This window comes from Hydrogenophaga laconesensis (assembly GCF_031457235.1).
Classification (GTDB): domain Bacteria; phylum Pseudomonadota; class Gammaproteobacteria; order Burkholderiales; family Burkholderiaceae_C; genus Hydrogenophaga; species Hydrogenophaga laconesensis.
Genome location: NZ_JAVDWE010000011.1, coordinates 163,106 through 183,012, shown reverse-complemented (window position 1 = coordinate 183,012; position 19,907 = coordinate 163,106). Strand labels below are relative to the sequence as shown.

Here is a 19,907-nt window from a genome sequence, read left to right as displayed (position 1 = left end):
ACCTCTACTTGTTGGAGGAAAGCTCTGTCGGGCTGCCGGGCACGATCACGCCGGGCCGGCAGGTGATGACGAGGATGAGCAGCGTGAGCACGTAGGGCACGATGTTGAAGAGGTGGTAGCCCCAGCCGATGCCCACCGACTGCAGCGCCGGGCCGATGGCCCCAGCGCCACCGAACAGCAGGGCCGCGCCCACGCAGCGCAACGGGCTCCAGCGCGCGAAGATCACCAGTGCCACCGCGATCAGGCCTTGCCCGCTGGAAATGCCTTCGTTCCAGCTGCCCGGGTAGAACAGCGTGAGCGAGGCGCCGCCCAGACCTGCGATCAGGCCGCCGCCTGCGGTGGCCGCAATGCGGATACCCGACACCGAGTAACCCAGCGCGCGCGTGGCGTGCGCGGAATCGCCTGCCATGCGCACCAGCAGGCCGGCGCGCGTGCTCGCGAAGGCCCACCACATGGCCACCGCCAGCAGCAGGCCGATGGGCAGCAGCGCGTTGATCTGCAGCGCGGCGCGCACGGCGGCCGAGTCGCTCCAGAAACCCAGCGGAATGGCGGGCAGTTGCGCGGCCTGCGGCTGGATCAGCGGCTTGCCCAGGTAGAAGGCCAGCCCCATGCCCAGCAGCATGAGCGCGATGCCGGTGGCGATGTCGTTCACGCGCGGCAGCGAACACAGCAGACCGTGCAGCGTGGCCAGCAGCGCGCCGGCCACGGCGGCAGCCAGCACGCCGATCCAGGGTGAGCCGCTGAGGTACGAACCCCCGAACGCCACCATGGCCGAGAGCACCAGCACGCCTTCCAGGCCCAGGTTGATGCGGCCCGCCTTCTCCGTCAGGCATTCGCCCAGGCTCACGAAGAGAAAGGGCACGCCCACGCGCAACGCGCCGCCGACGATGCCGGCGAGAAAGATCAGCAACTGGTCGCCGGTCATGAGGGCTCTCCCCGGGTTGGTGGGGCTGACGGGATGACAACGGGCACCGGTTCGGATGGGCCGAAGTGGCCGATGCGATCGAGGAAGCGTTTCCAGTCCAGGTCGCGCAGCGCTTCGCTGGCGAGGATCAGCACGAAGGCGATGCCTTGCAGCAGGAGCACGGACGCGTCGGGCAGGCCCAGGCGGCGCTGCAGCAGACTGCCGGCCGCGCCGAAGCCACCGAACAGGATCGCGACCGGAATCACCGCGATCGGGTGGTGCCGCGCCATGAACGACACCAGGATGCCCGCGTAGCCGTAACCCGCGATCAGCGAGGCGTTGGCGCTGGTGTGCACGGCCGCCACCTCGATCGCGCCGGCCAGGCCGGCGGCCGCACCGCCGAGCGCGCACGCGATCACGATGAGCCGCGTGGCCGGCAGGCCCACCAGCTGCGCCGCACGCGGGTTGCCGCCCACCACCTGCACCGAGAAACCGGACGGTGTGAGCCGCAGCCACAGCCCGGCCAGCAGGCAGACCACGATGCCGATGACCAGGCCCCAGTGCACATCGGAACCGCCCATGCCGCCGATCAATAGGCCATCGGCCAGCGCGGGGGTGGACGGCTTGTTCAGGCTGGCCGGATCGCGCAGCGGCCCTTCCACGATGTGTTTGAACAGGCCGATGGCCACGTAGGCCAGCAGCAGGCTGCTGATGGTTTCGTTGATGCCGCGGAACTGGCGCAACCAGCCGGCCAGCGCGATCCAGAGCGCGCCGGCCAGGGCACCGGCGATGCACACAGCCAGCGTACCCACCAGGTTGCCGGGCAGCGGCACTGCATGGGCCAGTGCCGCGCAGGCCAGCCCGCCGAGCACCAGGGCGCCCTCGCCGCCGATCACGGTGAGCCCCGCGCGCGCGGGTATGGCCACGCACAGCGCGGTGAGCATCAGCGGCGCGGCGCGCTGCAGCGTGTTCTGCCAGGAGTACGCGTCGCCGAACGCACCCTTGAACAGCAGCACCCACACTTCCACCGGGTCCACGCCGGCGAACGAGACGATGAGCCCGAACAGCAGCAGGGCCGCGAGGATCGCGCCGATGGGCAGCAGGATGTTGCGCATGGTGGCCGCCGCGACTTCAGACGCTGCCTTGCACGCCTTCGACCAGGTAGTTCATCTTTTCCAGATCCAGGTCGGTCTGCTTGAACACCTTGCCGGCGGGGATCACGGTGGCGCCCTTGTTGTCCTTGATCGGTCCCTTGAAGATGTCGAAGCTGCCGGCCATCATCTGCGCCTTGATGCCGTCGGCCTGCTTCTTCGCGGCGTCGGTCACGGCGGGGCCGTAGGCCGAAGGCTTCACGAAACCTTCCTTCAGGCCACCGCGCACGAAGTTGGGGTGTGGCTTGCCGCTGCGCGCGGCCTCCAGGAACTGGGTGTAGGCGGTGAGCCAGTTCCATTCGGCACCGGTCAGGTACGCCTGCGGCGCCAGTTTGGCCTGGCTGGCGTGGTAGCCGCAGACCATCTTGCCGCGCTTGGCGGCGGTCTCCACGATCACCTTCGGGCCGTCCACGTGCATGGTGAACACGTCCACGCCCTGGTCGGCCATGCTGTTGGTGGCCTCGGCCTCCTTCACGGGCATGGACCAGTCACCGGTGAAGATCACCTGCGTGGTGATGCCGGGCTTGACCGAGCGAGCGCCCATGGTGAAGGCGTTGATGTTGCGCAGCACCTGCGGGATCGGTTTGGCGGCGATGAAACCGATCTTGCCGCTCTTGCTCATGTGGCCCGCGATCACGCCGTTGAGGTACTGGCATTCGTCGATGTAGCCGAAGAAGCTCGCGGTGTTCTTCGGGTGCTTGCCCTCGGTCCACATGCCGCCGCAGTGGGCGAAGCGTGCATCGGGGAATTTGGCGGCCACCGCCAGCATGTGCGGGTCGAAGTAGCCGAAGGAGGTGGGGAACACCAGCGAGGCGCCGTCCTGGGCGATCATGCCCGTCATGCTGCGCTGCACGGCGGCCGTCTCGGGCACGTTCTCCTCTTCGACCACTTTCACGCCCGCCATTTTCTTGAGCTGCGCGGCCGCCTCGGCGTGCGCCTGGTTATAGCCGTAGTCGTCGCGCGGGCCGACGTAGATCACGCCCACGGTGATGGGTTTCTGCGCGAAGGCAAAGGGGCTGCTGGCGGCCGCGCCGAGCGCGGCCAGGGTCTTGAGGGTCTCGCGGCGGGTGAAGGCGGGGTGGTGCATGGAACGCTCCTGGTTGGTGGAAGGGCGGGAGAGATGGGTTACCCAGGGACACCGCGGGTCCGGCTTTGCCGGCCCCAGGTGTCGCTCCCCTCCCGCCGAAGGCGAGAAGGAGGGGGGAGGCGCCGAAGGCGACGCGGGGGGTGGTGTTTCATGACATGAGGCTCACGTGCGCGGAGACGACGCGCCAGCCCTCTGGTGTGCGCAGCCAGGTCTGGCTCTGGCGACCCACACGCTCGTTGCCGGCGCGATGGAACTCGGTGTTGGCCGTAGCGAAGTCCGTGCCATAGGTGGTGATGACGGTCCTGCCCAGCGTGCGCGCGAGGCCCGCCGACGGGCGGCCGGCGCGGAAGGCCTGGATCTCGTCGTAGCCGTAGAGGTTTTCCGTGGCGCCATAGCGCAGCGTGTGCGGGCTGTTCCAGAACAGCTCGTCGAGCACGGCCACGTCGTTGGTGACCAGCGCCACCTCGTAGCGTTCGAAGGCGGCCGTCACGTCGGCCTGCACGTCAGGAAGGTTGATGTGCATCACAAAGCGGGTTCTTTCAGGTGAGCCACGCCGGCCCGGGCCAACGCCCGGCCCGCGCGCAGCGCGAGGTCCTCGCGCCAGGGCGCGGCGATGAGTTGCACGCCGATGGGCAGGCCATCGGTGCCGGTCGGCCACATCGGCGCGGCCACCACCGGGCAGCCGGCGAACGAAATGGGTTGCGTGAGCAGGCCGATGGAGGGCCGGCAGGGAAAGCGCTGGCCATTGATCTCGATCCACTCGGTGCCGATGGCCGGCGCGGCCACCGGCGTGGCGGGCGCGATCAGCACGTCCCAGTTCTGGAACAGGGCATTCACGGCGTCGCGGTAGACGCGGCGGAAGCGCTGGGCGCGCACATACCAGGCGGCGGGCTGCAGCGCACCGGAAATGAAGCGGTCCACCGACAGCGGCTCGAAGTCGGCGGCCTGCGTGCGCAGGCGCTGCAGGTGCAGCGCACCGCCCTCGCTCGCGCTGGTGATGAAGGCGGCCGCGCGGGCCTGCGCGGCGAGCGGCCATTCCACCGTGGCGCTGGCGCCCAGCGCGGCGGCGGCCGTGGCCACCGCCTCGCGCGCGGGTGCGCTGGCGTGCTCCACGAAGTAGCCGCCCAGCAGGCCCACGCGCAGGCCGTCGACACCGAGATCGAGCTTGGGCACGGCGGCTTGCACGGTGGTGGCGAAGCAGCCGGGGTCCAGCGGGTCGGGGCCCTGCAGTGCGTCGTAGGCGAGGGCCAGGCCATCGAGGTCGTCGGCGAAGGGGCCGAGGTGGTCGATGCTGTTGACGAAGGGATAGCTGCCGCGCCGCGACAGCCGGCCGAAGGTGGGCTTGAGGCCCCACACGCCGCAGAACGACGATGGCACGCGGATCGAACCGTTGGTGTCGGAGCCGAGCGTGAGCGGCACCTGCCCCGCCGCCACTGCGGCACCCGAACCGCCCGAGGAACCGCCGGCCACATGGCCTGGCCGGTGCGGGTTGTGGCAGGGACCGTAGTGGGTGTTCTCGGTGGTGAAGCCGTAGGCGTACTCGTCCATGTTCAGCGAACCCACCAGCACCGCACCGCTGTCCTGCAGGCGCTGCACCAGCACCGCGTCCGCGGTGGCCGGCGGGTTCGAGCGGTTCACCCTGGAGCCGGCCAGCGTGACCTCGCCCGCGATGTCGAACAGGTTCTTCACCGCGAAGGGCACGCCCGCCAGTGGGCCCAATGGCTCGCCGCGTGCGCGCTGCGCGTCCACCTGCGCGGCCTGGGCACGAGCGGCCTCGAAGCGCGTGCCGGTGAAGGCGTTCACGCGCGCTTCGGTGGCTTCGATGCGGGCGATGCATGCTTCCAGCACCTCGCTGGCGCTGCGCTGGCCGCTGGCCACGGCCTGCGCGATCTGGCTGAGTGACGGAGTCAATGGCATGTCAGTGGGACCCGGTGGTGAAGGGGGCGGGGCAGTACAGCTCGGCCACCTCGTCCTCGTCGTGCAGCGGCACGGCGTCGAGCAGCGCGGCCATGCCGGCCGTGCGCTGCAGGTGGGTCGCCACGCGCGCAGCCTGCGCCGCCTCCAGCGGCAGGCCCACCGCCACGGCGGCGGCCTGCACGTAGGCCAGGGTCTGTGCTTCGTCCATCACCGGCGCACCTCGCGCTGGAAGATCTCCAGGCTGCGCTTCTTGGCGGCGATGAAGCTCGGCTCGGACAGCGTGGCCGTGGTGCGCGGGCGCGCGTCTTCGTAGGGCAGGATCTCGGCCACCTTGGTGGGCCGCTTGGTGAGCAGGAGCACCTGATCGGCCAGGTAGACGGCTTCTTCCAGGTCGTGCGAGACCAGCATCATGGTGGTGCCGGTCTGCATGAACACCTCCTGCAGCTTCTCGCGGATGAACAGCGTCATCTCGAAGTCCAGTGCGGAGAAGGGTTCGTCCAGGAACAGCACCTCGGGGTTGGGCGCAAGCGCGCGCATGATCGACGCCGTCTGCTGCTGCCCGCCCGAGAGCTCGTAGGGGTAACGGTTCAGGTCGAACTTCACGTCGAAAGAGGCCACCAGTTCCTGCATGCGGCGGTCCACCTCGGCCTTGCTCCTGCCCTCGAGCTTGAGCGGGTAGGCGATGTTGTCGATGGTGCGCATCCACGGGAACATCGCTTCGCGGTAGTTCTGGAACACGTAGCCGATCTTGGTGTCCTTCAGGCTCTTGCCGTCGAACAGGATCTCGCCGCTATCGATCGGGATGAGGCCCGCGATCATGTTGATCAGCGTGCTCTTGCCGCAGCCGTTGGGCCCGAACACCGAGACGATCTTGTGCTTGGGGATGTCGAGATCGAAGTTCTCGTACAGCGGCCAGCCCGCAAAGTACTTGGTGAGACCGCGGATGGTGATGTGCGTGCCGGCCGGCCCCGGCTGGAAGGTGGGAGCGGGCACGTCGGCGTCATACACCGGTGCGTTGACGACTGTGTTCATCTTCCACTCCAGTGCACGATCTTGCGTTCGATCAGAAGAAAGAGGACGTTGAGCGCATAGCCCAGTGCGCCAGCCGCCAGGATCGAGGCGTACATGTCCTTCACGTTCATCACCTGCTGCGAGTTGATGATCCGGTTGCCCAGGCCGCTGTCGGCGCCGATGAACATCTCCGCCACTATCACGATGACCAATGCCATGGATACCGCCGAGCGCAGGCCCACGAAGCTGGGTTGCAGGCTTTCCCACACCAGCACGTCCTTGAACACCTGCCAGCGCGTCGCGCCCATCACCTTGGCCGCCATCACGCGCTGCTTGCGTGCGTTGATCACGCCATAGGCGCTGTTGAAGACCACGATCAGCAGCGCACCGAAGGCAGCGATGGCGACCTTGTTGATGTCGGACACACCGAAGATCATGAGGAACAGCGGGATCAGTGCGGACGAGGGCGTGGAGCGGAAGAAGTCGATCAGGAACTCCACGCTGCGGTAGGCCTTCTCGTTGCTGCCGAGCAGCACGCCCAGTGGCATGCCCACCACGGCGGCGATCAGGAAGGCCTGCACCGTGCGCCACACGGTGACCGCGAAGTCGCCCAGCAGCGGCCCGCCGGCCAGGCCACCGAGCAGCGCGCCCAGCGCGTCCACCGGCGGCGGCAGCAGGATGGGCTTGATGAAACCCAGCCGAACGACCAGGTCCCAGATGATGAAGAGCACGACCGGGCCCACGAAGGGCAGGGCCTTGCCCCAGTCGGTCTTCTTCGGCGGCGTGGGCGCGTCGGCCGAGGCGGGTGGGCTCCAGGGCTTGCCGCTGGCCTCGGTGGGCACGGGCGTGATGGCGTCCATCGCGTTCAGCCCTTGTAGAGCATGGAGTCGACCATCAGGCGCGAGGAGAAGATGCCCTTCTCGCTGAACAGGTCGAAGAACTTCTGGAAGTGCGCCACGTCGGCCGGCGTGAACTCGTTGTACATGGTGTACGCGGCCAGCGGCACCTCGCCGGTGAGCGCACCCTCGATGGGGGTGTAGCCCTTGAGGTACTGGCGCGCCTCGGTGGCCTTGGTGCGCACGTAGGTCACGCCCTTGCCGTAGGCCGCCACGAATTTCTTCGCGGCTTCGGGGTTCTTCTTGATGAAGTCCGACGACAGCGAGGCCGAGCCACCGAACCAGGGCGCCATCGGGTCGCCCAGCACGTACTTCGCGATCACGCCGGCTTCCAGCACCTTGGTGGTGCCGTTCATGCGGCCGATGGTGCCCGTGGGTTCGAGCGTGTAGGCGCCGTCGACCTGGCCGGCGGCGAGCGCGGCCACATGCTGGCCGATGGGCAGTTCCACCACGGTGGCACCGGTGGCACCGCCGCGTTCCAGGATGGTCTTGGCCAGCGTCACGTTCTGGATGCCAGGGCCCGACGCGATGCGCTTGCCCTTGAGGTCGGCCATCACCTTGGCCGGGCTGGCGACCGGCACGATCACTTCGTCCAGCACGTGCTTCACGTTGCTGGGGTTGGAGCAGAAGATCTTGAAGGTGCCGGGCTGGGCGATCTCGCCGATGGCGATGTTGGCCGAGCCGGTACCGTTGGCGGTGCCGTCGGCGCGGCCGGAGAGCACGGCCTCCATCACCTGCTGGGCGCCCGCGAACTTGAGCGGTTCCACGTCAAGGCCGGCTTCCTTGAAGTAGCCCAGCTCGATGGCCGAGTAGAAGGGCAGGCCGGCGGCGATGGGCCAGTAGCCGATGCGGATCTTCGGGCCCGACTGCGCGAGCAGCACACCCGGCGCACCGAGCACGCCCATGGCGGCACCGGCCGCGCCGAGCCGCAGCACCTGGCGGCGCCGTGCGGAAACGGAGGAAGGGGTGGCGGAGAGGTGTTTCATGCAAGGCTCCTGGAAGGTTGGTAAAGGGAGGAAACGGTGAGGCCCGGAATGGCCTGCATCGGTGGCAGAGGCTGCCCGGTGGCGCCCTGGGGCAGGCCGGTGGCGTGGTGGAAACGCTGGCCCAGTTCGGCAAGCTGCCAGTCCGATCCGCAGCGGCCGATGAGCGTGATGCCGAAGGGCAGGCCATCCGTGCGCAGGCTGGCTGGCACGGAGAGCGCCGCGTAGTCGAGCAGGTTGACGAAGTTGGTGTACGCCCCGAGCTGGCGGTTGAGTGCCACCGGGTCGGCCTGCATGCGGGCGATGGTGTGGTGCGTGGGCGCGGTGGGCACGACCAGCAGGTCGATGCCTTCCCAGAGCGCGCGCGCCTGCTGGCCGAGCGCGGCGAGCCGGGCCTGCGCGGTCACGAGATCGGCCGCGCTGTAGCCCCGGCCCGAGGCGATGATGCCGCGCACCGGCTCCATCACCTCGTCCTCGTGCGCATCGAAGAAGCTGCGGATGGCCTCGTAGCGCTGGGCCACCAGCGCGCTGCCGTAGAGCATCTCGGCGCAGGCGGAGAAGGGGGCGAAGTCCAGCGGCACGGCCTCGCCGCCCATGTCGATGAGCTGTGCCAGGGCGTCGCCGAATGCGGCCTGCGCGGCGGCGTCGCCGAAGAACTCCGGCTGTGCCGGCACACCGAAACGGAACGCGGCGCCGAAGGGTGTGCTCGCCATGGCGAGCGTGCGCGAGTACGGATCGGCCGCGTCGTGCCCGATGGCCGTGGCCAGCACGCGGGCCGCGCCCGCCACGGTGGTGGTGAAGATGGAGACACAGTCCACCGCCTGGGCGGCGGGCACCACGCCGCGCGCGCTGATGAGGCCGCGCGAAGGCTTGAGGCCGACGATGTTGTTCAGCCCGGCGGGCACGCGGCCCGAGCCGGCGGTGTCGGTACCGAGGGCGAAGTCCACCTGGCCGGTGGCCACCACATAGGCCGAGCCCGAACTGGAGCCGCCCGATACATACAGCGGGTTGATCGCGTTGGGTACCGCGCCGTAGGGCGAGCGCGTGCCGTTCAGGCCGCAGGCGAACTGGTCGAGGTTGGTCTTGCCATGCAGCGTCGCACCAGCATCGAGCAGGGTCTGCACCACGCTGGCGTGCGCGGTGGCGGTGTAGGCAAAGGCCGGGCAGGCGGCGGTGGTCGGCCAGCCGCCCACGTCGATGTTGTCCTTGACGGCGAAATGCAGCCCTTCGAGCGCACCCCCGGACGCCCCGGCCAGCACCTGTGGCGGGCGGTGAATCCAGGCTTCGGGCGCGAGCGTTGCCGCGGTGTGCGCCGGGTCGCTGGCGGTGGCCGGTGGGGTGAGTGTGTCTTGCACCATGAACAGGCATTCCATCTTGGATACAAGATCACATGCAAGTTGAATGCCAGCTTGCCCGGCCTGCCACAGGACTGTCACAAACGGCCGATCCAATCGGCCCATGCGAACCGTCGACCTGATCTATTTCAATGCGGGCGGTGGCCACCGCGCATCGGCCCTGGCCTTGCAGGCCGCGCTGCGTGAGCAGCCCGAAGCCTGGAACGCGCGCCTGGTGGACCTGTTCGAGGTGCTCGACCCGAAGGCACGGTTCCGCCAGGTGACGGGCCGCGCGCCGGAGGACTGGTACAACCGCCGCCTCGCGCGCGGCTGGACGCTGGGCATGGCGCAGGAGCTCAGGCTGCTGCAAGCCGTGATCCGGCTCACGCATCCCCGCCTGTTGCGCCAGCTGCAGCGCCACTGGCTGCAGTCCGAGCCCGACCTGGTGGTGTCATTGGTGCCCAACTTCAACCGCGCCATGCTCGAGAGCCTGGGCGCCACGCTGCCGGGCGTGCCCTACGCCACCGTGCTCACCGACCTGGCCGATGTGCCGCCGCGCTTCTGGATCGAGCGCGACCAGCGCCAGCACCTGATCTGCGGCACGCCGCTGGCGACGCAGCAGGCGCGGGCGCTGGGCCATGCCGCCGGGCGGGTCCATCGCACCTCGGGCATGATCATCCGGCCCGAGTTCTACCAGCCCATGCTGTCCGACCGCGACAGTGAACTGCGGCGGCTCGGCCTCGATCCCTCACGCCCCACCGGCATCGTGATGTTCGGCGGTCATGGGTCGAAGGCCATGCTCGGCATCGCCGCGCGGCTGGCGGCCAGCACGCAACTCATCCTGGTCTGCGGCCACAACAAGACACTCGCGGCCAAGCTCGAGGCGCTGCCCCGCAGCGCTCCGCGCTGCGTGCTGGGTTTCTGTGCCGACGTGCCGCGTTACATGCACATGGCCGACTTCTTCATCGGCAAGCCCGGCCCCGGCAGCCTCAGCGAGGCGGTGCAGATGGGACTGCCGGTCATCGTGGTCAACAACGCATGGACCATGCCGCAGGAGCGCTACAACGCGCAATGGGTTCGCGAGAACGGCCTGGGCATCGTGCTCAGCAGCTTCCGTGGCATTGCCGGGGCGGTGGCGACACTGCTGGCCGACCTGGACGCGCACAAGGCGCGCGTGCGCCGCATGGACAACCGCGCGTTGTTCGAGGTGCCGCTGCTGCTGGAGCGCATCCTCGATGAAGCGCAGGCGGTGCCGCGCTCAGAACACCATTCGATCGGCTCTGGAGGGCAGTAGGCTCATGTCGATCAAGTCTTCGGGGCGCGGCGTGGTGGCCAGCGCGGTCACCTTGGAGAGCATGTCGATGCCTTTGCGGAACTTGGCTGGATCGATCTCCCCGATGCCGTTCTTGCGCGCATTGGCCGAGGCCAGTTCCTGGTCGATGATGATGTCCAGCCCTGCGAGCTCGTTCTTCTCGTCGATCAGCGGCTCGTGCTGCTTGAGCACCGCAATGCCGCCCGGCCGGTCCACGTTGATCTCCTTGACCGCGCGCAGGTAGCCCTTGAGGAAACCGGTCACCGCCTGCGGGTGCTGCCTGATGAAGTCCGGGTGTGACAGGATGGCGTTGCCATACAGCGGCACGCCGTGCTCGGCGTAGCGCATCACCACGATCTCGCTGCGCGGAATGCCCAGCTTGCCCAGCGCCACCAGCGCCGACGACACGTTGCCCGTGACCACGTCGGTCTGGCCGCGCACCAGCATGGTTTCGCGCAGCGCGGGTTCGACCGAGAGCCAGCTCACGTCCTGCGCGGCGTCCAGCCCGTTGGCCAGGGCGAACAGCGGGAACAGCTTGCGCCCGGTGTCGCTCACCGGCGCGGCCAGGCGTTTGCCCTTGAGGTCGGCCGGCGTGAGGATGCCGCTCTTCTTCAGCGCGAAGGCGGAGGCGGCGGTGTGCTCGTAGATCAGCATCACCGCCTTGGCGGGAATGCCCGGGTTGTTGGCCGCGAACTCGGCCAGCGCGCTCACGTCGCCCGTGCCCATCTCGGCGTTGCCGGCCACGAGGCGCTGCACCGTGCCGGCCGAACCGCTGCCGACGATGAGCGACACGTCCAGCCCCTCTTCCAGGAAGTAGCCTTTGCGCAGAGCGACCACGTAGGGTGTTGCGGAGGCACCGATGCGCCAGTCCAGCTGGTAGCGCAGCTTCATCGGCTTGTTCTGCGCGAACGCGGGCAGGGCCAGCGAACAGGCCGCGGCCGAGAGCAGCGTGCGGCGGGTCAGGCGAGGGGTCGTCAAAGGCAGTGCGTTGTTCATGGAAAGCTCCGTGGGGATGGTGTGCGGGGACTCAGGCGGCGCGGCGGAAGCGCTCGTCGTGCTGCTCGACGATCTCGCGCAGCTTGCGCCGCGCCATCAGCTGCGCGCGGTCCGCGCGCATGCCTTGCTCGGGCTTCTCGTCCGGCATCACCGGCACGTCGGCCAGGGTGGACTCGAGAATGACCTTGTCCTCCATCGTCACGCGGCGGTCGAAGGCGATGGCCGCCTCGGCGGGCACCTCGGCCTCGGTGTCGTTGCGGATGCACATCTGCGTGAACAGGATCTGGCCCTCCGCCAGCGGCGTGGCGGTGGTGAAGATGATGTGGTGCAGGCCGTTGGGGTAGTAGATGCGCAGCTTGCGGCAGTTGGGTGCATACCAGGTCACCTCGCGGTCGCGAACCGTCTCCTGCTCGCTGATGCCGGTGTAGGCCTGGCCTTCGGAGCGGTTGGCAATGCGCACCAGGTTGGAGCTGCGCACACCCAGAGGCAGTTCTTCCAGCTTCTCCTCGGGCGGCACGGGGCGGGTGATGTCGCCCTGCGTGCCCCGGTGCACGAAGGCCACGTGCGCGAGGTCGAACCAGTTGTCGACCAGGCGGAACAGGCTCATGTCCCAAACCTCGTGGAACTCCTGGATCACGCGGTATTCGTCGTTCACCGCCTCGGGCAGGTCGGGAATGTCGGCCAGCGGGTTTTCCAGGCACACCCAGACGAAGCCGTAGCGCACCTGGGCCTGGAAGTTGCGCACGCGGCAACTCGAACCCGGCGTGTGGTCGGGCATCTGTGGAATGCGCGTGCACTGGCCGCTGACGTTGAACTCCCAGCCGTGGTACGGGCAGGCGATGCGGTCTTCCACCACCTCGCCGAGCGACAGCCTGGCCGAGCGGTGGCAGCAGCGGTCGGCCAGTGCCGACACCTGGCCGTCCGGCGTCTTCCAGAGCACCAGCTCTTCGTCGAACAGCTTGAAGGGCTGGGGGCCGGCATCGAGCTGCGAGACGGGCATGGCGACGTACCAGAAACGCCGGAAGACATTCGAATCCTGAACTTTCATCGTGGGTGTGCCTGAGTGGGAAGGGTGAGGAAATTCTGGGTTTGCGCCCTCTATCGGCCAAGGCCCTGCACAGGTATCCAGCCATCACAGAATTGATATAGTCCGCCCGATGCATGCCCGCCTGCTCGCCCTCAACGTCCAACAGCTGCACATCCTCGACCGCCTGTTCAGCGAGCTCAACGTCACGCGCGTGGCCGAACGGGAGGGGCTGTCGCAGCCGGCGGTGAGCCGCATCCTCAACCGCCTGCGCGAGGAACTGGGTGATCCGCTGCTGGTCAAGAGCGGGCGCGGCATGGCCCTCACCGAGCGCGCCGAGCTGCTGCGCTACCCGCTGCGCGAAATCCTGTCGCATGTGTCTTCACTGGCGTCGGACATCAAGTTCGACGCCGCGAACACCGAGCAGACCTTCACCGTGGGTTGTGCGGACTGCCTGCTGCCCGACTTCATCGCGCAGGCCATCCACCGCGTGATGGAGGCCGGCCCGCGCCTGCAGCTGAAGTTCCGCATGCTCGACCCGCTGTACGACGCCTCGCGCGCGCTGGACACCGGCACGCTCGACCTGATCGTGAGCAACCACCCCAACCCGCGCGAAGACCTGCGCACCAGCGCGCTCTACAGCGAGGAAGTGGTGTGCCTCATGCGCCCCGGCCACCCCCTGGCGAAGCAGCCGCGCATCAGCCTGGGGCGCTACCTGGCGGCGCGCCACCTCGCGCCCAGCCAGAGCATGGACGGCGAGCCCGGCCCCATCATGGCCACGATGCAGAAGATCGGCTACCGCCGCCACGTGGCGGCCACCGTGCCCGAATACAACCTCGTGCCCTACGCGCTGGCCGGTTCGGACCTGGTCTTCACCACCGGCCGCCGCTTCGCCGAACACCAGGCGCGGATCGTGCCGCTGGTCATCGTGCCCGCGCCGCAGGAGTTCGACGACATGCAGTTCTACCAGCTGTGGCACCAGCGCAAGCACGCCAGCGCGTCCAGCAAGTGGCTGCGCAAACAGCTGGCCGAGATCGCGCGCGGCATCGACGGCTGAGCGCCGGCCACCCTGCCCGCGGGCGGCAAAAGAAAAAGGGCCTTGCGCCAGCAAGGCCCTTGTCGTGTGGTGAAAGGCTCAGCGTGCGGGCGCTGCCGTGAACTTCCAGACCTTCTTGTCCACGTCGGCCGACAACACACCGGTGGGGATGTGGCCATCGCCCGTGTCGCGGAAGCTGTACTTGAACGCGCCATTGAAACTCTTGGCGCTCGTGAACTGGTTCTTGATGGCTTCGCGGGCCTTCTTGGGATCGGTAGAACCGTCCACGCCAGCGCGGCGCATGGCGTCGACCAGGAACAGGATGCCGTCGTAGCTCACGGGCCAGTTCGCCACGTTGAACGGCAGGCCGATGGAGGCGTCGGCGCGTTGCTGGGCGCGCTTGGCCAGGTTGCCGTAGATCGCTGCGTCGTGGTGGCCGGCGGGCCCGGCGTCGTTGGTGGCAAAGCCGATCACGTTCCAGTTGCGGCCGTTCTCGCCCACGTTGTTGATGAACGGGCCGGTCCAGAGAATGCTGGTGTTGAGGATCGGCGCCTTCACGCCCTGCACCGTCAGGTCCTTGGCCAGCAGCATGGCCTGGGCGGGGAAGGCTGAGGCGAGGATGGCGTCCGGGTTGCGGCTCTTGATCTGGATGGCGATCGCGGACATGTCCGTCGCGCGAGAGGAGAACTCCACGGTCTCCAGCACCTCCAGGCCGAGCTGCTTGGCCAGCGCGGCGTACATGTCGGCGCTGGCCTTGCTGGAGGCTTCGCGCACGTCGGCGGTGATGACGACCTTCTTGACCTTCGGGTTGGCGGCGAGGAAAGCCTTCACGCCTTCGGGCATCAGCGTGTCGTCCGGCGGCATCAGGCGGATCGTCCAGGGCTTGATGGTGATGCCGGGCTTGACCGCGTTAACGCTCACGGCCGGCATGTTGAGCTGGTTGGCCAGCGGGCTCACGGTTTCCCATTGCGTGCCCGTCATGGGGCCGACCACGCCGAAGTAGCCGTCGTTGAAGTACTTGCGGAAGAGCAGCACGGCCTGGCCGGGGTCGGTCTGCGAGTCGCCGATGTCGACCTGCAGCGGGCTGCCGTTGATGCCGCCGGCGGCGTTCACGTCTTCCACGGCGAGCTTGATCATCATTTCCTGCGACTTGCCGTAGCTGCCGAGCGGGCCGGTGAGCGGCGTGATGAGGCCGACCTTGATGGGCGGCTTCGTGGCCTGGGCATGGGCGGGCACGGCGCTGAGGCCGAGCACGGTGGCGGCTGCCGCGAGCACGATGGCGCGGCGGGGCGTGGAGGGGCTGCGTTGCATGGTGAAGGTCTCCTGTTTGTGATGGGCGAACGGGGGGTGATCAACGGACTTGCTGGAGAAAGGCTTCGGTGCGGTCGAAGGCCTGCTGGATGCGCTGGTGGCGCGCCTCGATGACGGGTCGTGCGCTGCTGTCGGTGAAGATGAAGAACTCCTCGGGGTCCTCCATGGCCTGCAGGATGCGCTGGGCGACCAGATCGGGCGAGGCGCCGTGTTGCTTGATGGCTTCTGCGAGGAAGGCCTGCTCGGGCCGTTCGGTGGCACCGCCGAAACGCTGGGGACGGCTGCCGCTGTCGCCCAGGCCGGTGGCCACGGCGGAGGGGCACAGCACCAGCACGCGGATGGCGCTGTCCTTGTTCTCCTGCGCCAGGCCTTCGCTCATCGCGACCACGGCGTACTTGGTCATGGAGTACGCGCCGGTGAGCCACGCTGGATTCACCTGAAGGCCACCGATGGACGCGGTGTTGATGAAGTGCCCTGGCTGGCCGTGGCGCAGCATGCGCGGCAGCAGGTGGTGGATGCTGTAGGCGATGCTGCGGATGTTGACGTCGATCACCCACTGCCAGTCCTGCATCGGCATCTGGTGCATGGGCGTGCCGTGCATGGCGATGCCGGCGTTGTTGAAGGCCAGGTGGATGGGGCCAAAGCGCTCTTCGGCGAAATCTGCCATGGCCACGATGGAGGCCTCGTCGGACACGTCGGTGGCGATGGCCTCCACGCTCAGACCCTGCGCCTTGAGCTGCGCGGCATACGAATTCAGCGGTCCGGGCTTGATGTCGGCCAGCACGACATGCATGCCCAGCTGCGCCAGGCGCAGCGCGGTGGCGGCGCCGATGCCGGAGGCCGCACCGGTGACGATGGCGTTCTTGCCCTGGAGTTGGTCTTTCAGCACGGGTAGGGTTCCTTCTGGTTCAAGAGGTAGCCGCCGTCCACGGGGATGACGGCGCCGGTGATGTACGCGCTGGCGCGCGACGCGAGAAACACGGCCAGGCCTCCGAGGTCCGCCGCATCGCCCAGGCGGCCGAGCGGGATGCGGGGCACCAGGCCCCGGGCCACGTCGTCGTCGTGCAGGCGGCCATTGGCGATGCCGGTCTTGATGAAACCGGGGGCGATGGCGTTGACGGTGATGCCGTGCGGCGCGAGCTCGAGCGCGGTCTGCTGCACCAGCTGCACCACCGCGGCCTTGGTGAGCGCGTACGCGTAGGACACGAAGGGCTCGGCCTGCAGGCCGGCCACGGAGGCGGTGACCACGATGCGGCCCTGGCGTTGCGGGTGCTGCTTCAGCGCGGGCAGCACGGCCTGGAGGCAAGTCGCGGTGCCGAGCAGGTTGATGTCCATCACGCGGCGCCAGTAGTCCATCTGCTGTGCGGCCAGCGTGCCGCTGTCGCGGCCCGCCTCGGTGCCGAAGCCCGGGCCGCCGCTCACGCCGGCGTTGGCGAACAACGCGTCCAGTGCGCCGAAGCCGTCCACTAGGCGCTGGAAGCGCGCCGCGTCGGTGATGTCGCAGGCCCCGCTGTGCGCGCGCTGCCGTTGCGCGGGCGGGGCGGTGTCCAGCACGGCGGCCAGCGCGGTGGCGTCGCGGTCCACCAGCAGCACCTCGGCGCCGTGGTCCAGCAGGGCGGTGGCCACGGCGCGGCCGATGCCACTGGCCGCGCCGGTGACCACGCAGCGCTGGCCCTCCAGGTTAAACGGCGATCCGGTGCTGTCAGCGGGCGTCGGCATCGGCATGTCCCATGTAGCTCGCCATCACGCGCGGGTCGTGCGCGAGGTCGGCGGCCGGGCCTTCGAGCGTGAACTCGCCATGGGTGAGCACCATGGCCCGGTGCGCCAGGCCCAGCGCGCGGCTCACGTTCTGTTCCACCAGCAGGATCGAGACGCCCGCGTCGCGCAGTTCGCGCAGCGCACGGAACACCTCGGAGGTGAAGCGCGGCGACAGGCCCATGGATGGTTCGTCGAGCAGCAGCAGCTGCGGGCGGTTGATGATGGCGCGCGCCACCGCCAGCATCTGCTGTTCGCCGCCCGAGAGGTTGCCCGCGAGCTGTGTGCTGCGCTCCTGCAGGCGGGGGAAGCGCGAATACACCTCGGCCACGGCGTCAGCGAAAGGGCGGTCGGTGGGGCGGATCTCCCAGGCCAGGCGCAGGTTCTCCTCCACCAGCATGGTCTGCAGGGTGCCGCGCCCTTCTGGCACGTGCAGCATGCCCATGCGCGCGAGCTGGTGCGGTGCGCTGGTGCGGATGTCCTTGCCCAGGAAGCTGGCCTTGCCCTCGCTCAGCGGCAGCAACCCCGAGATGGCGCGCATCAGGCTGGTCTTGCCCGCCCCATTGGCGCCGATGACGGACACGGTCTCCCCCTCGCGCACCTCGAAGCTCACACCGCGCAACGCGCGGATGGGGCCGTAACTGGCGTGCAGGTTGTCGACGGACAGCAGAACACGGCTCATGCGCGGACCTCCTCTTCTTCTTCCGAACCCAGGTAGGCGCGCAGCACCTCGGGGTGCTCCAGCACCGCGTGCGCGCTGCCTTCGGCGATCTTCTTGCCGTAGTCCATGGCGACGATGCGGTCCGACAGCGCGCGGATCAGGCCCATGTCGTGCTCGATCAGCAGGATCGAGGACACGTGGCCGCGGATTTTCTGGATGTCTCGCGTGAGCTGTGCCGTCTCGGCCTCGTTCATGCCGGCGGCGGGCTCGTCCAGCAGCAGCAGGCGCGGGCCACCGGCCAGGGCACGGGCGATCTCGAGGCGGCGCGCATCGCCGTAGGCGAGCGAGGCGGCGAGGGCGTCGGCGCGGTCGGCCAGCTGCAGCTGTTCGAGCCAGTGCATCGCGGCGGCGATGTCGGCCTTGGGCGTGCCGGCGCGAAAGAACGAACGCAACGGCGAACCGCTGAAGGCCTTGAAGGCCACCAGCACGTTCTCCAGCACGGTCATGCGTTTGAACAGGCGGATGTTCTGGAACGTGCGGCCGATGCCGAGGCGGCCGATCTCGTGCATCGGCAGGTGGCTGATCTCGCGCCCTTCGAGCTCGATCTGCCCCGCCGTGGCGCGGTAGAAACCGGTGATGGTGTTGATGAGCGCGGTCTTGCCCGCGCCGTTGGGGCCGATGACGCCGAGCAGTTCGCCGCGCGTGACATGCAGGTCGATGCCGTCGAGCGCCTTCACGCCGCCGAAGTGCTTGCTCAGGCCGCGCACGGCCAGCACCGGTTGGGAGGTGTTCACTTGGGGAGCGTTCATGGGGCGGTCGCTTTCTTCGCGCGGCTGGTGCGCGTGCGGAAGGACAGCAGGCCTTCGGGTCGGAACAGCAGCAGGATCAGGATGGCCAGGCCGAACACGGTGGGGCGCCAGTCGGCCAGCACGCGGAAGTACTCGGGCAGCAGCGTCATCACGGTGGCGCCCAGCAGCGGGCCCCACAGGTTGTTGACGCCGCCCAGCACCACGTACAGCACCACGTACACCGAGAGCAGCACGTCGAAGTTCTCGGGCCGCACGAAATTCATGTAGTGGCCGTACAGCGAGCCGGCCACCGCGGCGATGGCCGCACCCGCCGCGAACCCGAGCAGGCGAATCTGCGTGACGCGAATGCCCATGGCGGCCGCCACGCGGTCGTCCTCGCGCACCGCGTCGAAGATCCGCTGCAGCGGGCTGCGCGAGAGCCAGAACAGCAGGGCGCCCACGATCACCACGGCCATGAGCACGGCCTGCAGGTCGGCGCCCACCATGCCACCAAAGCCCGACACGCCGCCCACGTAGTCGACGTTCTCCAGCAGCACGCGCACACAGAAGGTCATGCCCAGGGTGACGAGGATGAGGTAGATGCCCCGCAGGCGAAGCGCGGGGTAGCCGATCACCGCGGCAATGACCGCGGCGCCCACGGCGGCCAGCAGCGTGGCGGGCAGCAGCGGCAGGCCGAACTTGACGGTGAGCACGCCCGCGCCATAGCAGCCCATGGCCATGAAGGCGCCCTGCGCGAACGACAGGCTGCCGGTGAGCAGCGCGACGTAGACGCTCCAGGCCAGCAGCACGTTGAGCCCGGTGAAGAACAGGTGGTCGAGGGTCATACGCGCTGCTCCTGGTTGTGCATGCCGCCGCTGAACAGACCACCGGGCCGGAACATGAGGACCGCGATCATCGTGACCCACACCGTCATCTCGACCAGGCGGCCCAGGCCGAACAGGAACATCAGCGCTTCGAGCACGCCGATGAGCAGGCCGCCGATCACCGCGCCGCGCAAGTCGCCCAGCCCGCCGATGGCCATGATGGCCAGCGCCTTGAGGCCGAAGGTGAGGCCGATGTCGGAACTGGCGGCGCCGCCGCGCAGCGCGAGCAGCAGGCCGCCCACGGCGGCGAGCGCCGACGAGATGAAGAACACCGACTGCGTCACGCGCTTGACGTTGATGCCCAGCAGCGAGGCCGAGGTGCTCGATTCGGCGAGCGCGCGGATCTGGCGGCCCATGGCCGTGCGCTGCAGCACCAGATGCAGCAAGGCCATCAGCGTGAACGTGACGCCCAGGATGACGAACTGCAGGTTCAGCACCGACACGCCGAGGATCTGCTGGCTGTTCTGCAGCCAGCCCGGTGGCAACGTGACCGGCATGGGCTCGGTCCCCCACCACTTGTGCACCAGGTCGGTGACGATCAGCCCCAGCGCCATCGAGGCCAGCGCGGCGGTGATCTTGGCGTCTGCGCTGCCGAAGCGGCGGAAGGCGATGAACTCGGTGAGCAGGCCCATGGCGCCGCCCACCAGGAACACCACCAGGAACGCCAGCGGCAGTGGCATGACGGTGATCGAGACCAGCGCCACGAAGCCGCCGAACATGAAGACCTCGGGGTGTGCGAAGTTGAGCTTGTCGAGCACGCCGATGACCAGCGAGAAGCCGATCGCCACCAGCGCGTACATGGCACCGCTGACGATGCCGTTGATGATTTGTCCAGCAAGCATGGTTGTGGCGCTTTC

The 19,907-nt window shown here is 68.5% G+C and carries 21 protein-coding genes; 2 read left to right on the top strand and 19 right to left on the bottom strand.

Going from position 1 to position 19,907, the window contains the following annotated elements; genetic code table 11:
• Nucleotides 1-4 precede the first annotated feature (4 nt).
• The 10 genes from J2X09_RS18950 to atzF form a co-directional block, all read right to left on the bottom strand.
• A complete protein-coding gene (locus J2X09_RS18950) occupies nt 5-925 on the bottom strand; it encodes an ABC transporter permease (RefSeq protein ID WP_204734719.1) in 921 nt (306 codons plus the stop codon).
• Nucleotides 922-2,019, bottom strand: a complete 1,098-nt coding sequence (locus J2X09_RS18945) for an ABC transporter permease (protein ID WP_204734718.1) — start codon at nt 2,017-2,019, stop codon at nt 922-924. The genes J2X09_RS18950 and J2X09_RS18945 overlap by 4 nt, the downstream gene beginning before the upstream one ends.
• 16 nt (nt 2,020-2,035) lie before the next feature.
• Complete coding sequence (locus J2X09_RS18940) at nt 2,036-3,142, bottom strand: BMP family ABC transporter substrate-binding protein (protein WP_204734717.1); 1,107 nt, start codon at nt 3,140-3,142, stop codon at nt 2,036-2,038.
• A 148-nt stretch (nt 3,143-3,290) separates the two neighbouring features.
• Nucleotides 3,291-3,665, bottom strand: coding sequence for an oxalurate catabolism protein HpxZ (gene hpxZ / locus J2X09_RS18935; RefSeq protein ID WP_204734716.1), 375 nt, complete (start codon nt 3,663-3,665; stop codon nt 3,291-3,293).
• Nucleotides 3,665-5,059, bottom strand: a complete 1,395-nt coding sequence (locus tag J2X09_RS18930) for an AtzE family amidohydrolase (RefSeq protein WP_204734715.1) — start codon at nt 5,057-5,059, stop codon at nt 3,665-3,667. Before J2X09_RS18930 ends, hpxZ begins: the two co-directional genes overlap by 1 nt.
• A gap of 1 nt (nt 5,060) precedes the next feature.
• On the bottom strand, nt 5,061-5,267 hold the full coding sequence (locus J2X09_RS18925; protein WP_204734714.1) for an AtzG-like protein: 207 nt from the start codon (nt 5,265-5,267) through the stop codon (nt 5,061-5,063).
• Nucleotides 5,267-6,091 (bottom strand): ABC transporter ATP-binding protein, encoded by an 825-nt coding sequence (locus J2X09_RS18920; RefSeq protein ID WP_204734713.1) that lies wholly within the window; start codon nt 6,089-6,091, stop codon nt 5,267-5,269. The genes J2X09_RS18925 and J2X09_RS18920 overlap by 1 nt, the downstream gene beginning before the upstream one ends.
• A complete protein-coding gene (locus J2X09_RS18915; RefSeq protein WP_204734712.1) occupies nt 6,088-6,930 on the bottom strand; it encodes an ABC transporter permease in 843 nt (280 codons plus the stop codon). The genes J2X09_RS18920 and J2X09_RS18915 overlap by 4 nt, the downstream gene beginning before the upstream one ends.
• 5 nt (nt 6,931-6,935) lie before the next feature.
• Nucleotides 6,936-7,952 carry an ABC transporter substrate-binding protein gene (locus J2X09_RS18910; RefSeq protein ID WP_204734711.1) on the bottom strand — a complete coding sequence of 339 codons (1,017 nt, stop codon included), beginning with the start codon at nt 7,950-7,952 and terminating at the stop codon, nt 6,936-6,938.
• Nucleotides 7,949-9,307 carry an allophanate hydrolase gene (gene atzF, locus J2X09_RS18905; RefSeq protein WP_204734710.1) on the bottom strand — a complete coding sequence of 453 codons (1,359 nt, stop codon included), beginning with the start codon at nt 9,305-9,307 and terminating at the stop codon, nt 7,949-7,951. Before atzF ends, J2X09_RS18910 begins: the two co-directional genes overlap by 4 nt.
• Before the next feature lie 100 nt (nt 9,308-9,407).
• On the opposite strand from atzF, the gene J2X09_RS18900 reads away from it, so the two are divergent.
• On the top strand, nt 9,408-10,577 hold the full coding sequence (locus J2X09_RS18900) for a glycosyltransferase (RefSeq protein WP_204734709.1): 1,170 nt from the start codon (nt 9,408-9,410) through the stop codon (nt 10,575-10,577).
• Here the strand turns inward: J2X09_RS18900 and J2X09_RS18895 are convergent.
• Together J2X09_RS18895 and J2X09_RS18890 are read right to left on the bottom strand one after the other, a co-directional pair.
• Nucleotides 10,542-11,591, bottom strand: coding sequence for an ABC transporter substrate-binding protein (locus tag J2X09_RS18895; RefSeq protein ID WP_204734708.1), 1,050 nt, complete (start codon nt 11,589-11,591; stop codon nt 10,542-10,544). The two genes, J2X09_RS18900 and J2X09_RS18895, sit on opposite strands and share 36 nt — an antisense overlap.
• 31 nt (nt 11,592-11,622) lie before the next feature.
• On the bottom strand, nt 11,623-12,639 hold the full coding sequence (locus J2X09_RS18890) for an aromatic ring-hydroxylating dioxygenase subunit alpha (RefSeq protein ID WP_204734707.1): 1,017 nt from the start codon (nt 12,637-12,639) through the stop codon (nt 11,623-11,625).
• Between the two features lie 109 nt (nt 12,640-12,748).
• On the opposite strand from J2X09_RS18890, the gene J2X09_RS18885 reads away from it, so the two are divergent.
• A complete protein-coding gene (locus J2X09_RS18885; RefSeq protein WP_204734706.1) occupies nt 12,749-13,672 on the top strand; it encodes a LysR family transcriptional regulator in 924 nt (307 codons plus the stop codon).
• 78 nt (nt 13,673-13,750) lie between these two features.
• On the opposite strand, the gene J2X09_RS18880 is transcribed toward J2X09_RS18885, so the two are convergent.
• The 7 genes from J2X09_RS18880 to J2X09_RS18850 are packed head-to-tail and all read right to left on the bottom strand — an operon-like array spanning nt 13,751 to nt 19,892.
• Nucleotides 13,751-14,962 carry an ABC transporter substrate-binding protein gene (locus J2X09_RS18880; protein ID WP_204734705.1) on the bottom strand — a complete coding sequence of 404 codons (1,212 nt, stop codon included), beginning with the start codon at nt 14,960-14,962 and terminating at the stop codon, nt 13,751-13,753.
• A gap of 40 nt (nt 14,963-15,002) precedes the next feature.
• Nucleotides 15,003-15,851 carry an SDR family oxidoreductase gene (locus J2X09_RS18875; RefSeq protein WP_204734704.1) on the bottom strand — a complete coding sequence of 283 codons (849 nt, stop codon included), beginning with the start codon at nt 15,849-15,851 and terminating at the stop codon, nt 15,003-15,005.
• Nucleotides 15,845-16,681: an SDR family NAD(P)-dependent oxidoreductase gene (locus tag J2X09_RS18870; protein ID WP_204734703.1), complete on the bottom strand. Its 837-nt coding sequence runs from the start codon at nt 16,679-16,681 to the stop codon at nt 15,845-15,847. The genes J2X09_RS18875 and J2X09_RS18870 overlap by 7 nt, the downstream gene beginning before the upstream one ends.
• Nucleotides 16,665-17,399 carry an ABC transporter ATP-binding protein gene (locus J2X09_RS18865; protein WP_204734702.1) on the bottom strand — a complete coding sequence of 245 codons (735 nt, stop codon included), beginning with the start codon at nt 17,397-17,399 and terminating at the stop codon, nt 16,665-16,667. The genes J2X09_RS18870 and J2X09_RS18865 overlap by 17 nt, the downstream gene beginning before the upstream one ends.
• The gene (locus J2X09_RS18860; RefSeq protein ID WP_204734739.1) at nt 17,396-18,187 is read right to left on the bottom strand and encodes an ABC transporter ATP-binding protein; all 792 of its coding nucleotides are present in this window, start codon (nt 18,185-18,187) and stop codon (nt 17,396-17,398) included. The genes J2X09_RS18865 and J2X09_RS18860 overlap by 4 nt, the downstream gene beginning before the upstream one ends.
• Nucleotides 18,184-19,011, bottom strand: coding sequence for a branched-chain amino acid ABC transporter permease (locus tag J2X09_RS18855; RefSeq protein ID WP_204734701.1), 828 nt, complete (start codon nt 19,009-19,011; stop codon nt 18,184-18,186). Before J2X09_RS18855 ends, J2X09_RS18860 begins: the two co-directional genes overlap by 4 nt.
• Nucleotides 19,008-19,892 (bottom strand): branched-chain amino acid ABC transporter permease, encoded by an 885-nt coding sequence (locus tag J2X09_RS18850; protein WP_204734700.1) that lies wholly within the window; start codon nt 19,890-19,892, stop codon nt 19,008-19,010. Before J2X09_RS18850 ends, J2X09_RS18855 begins: the two co-directional genes overlap by 4 nt.
• Nucleotides 19,893-19,907 lie beyond the last annotated feature (15 nt).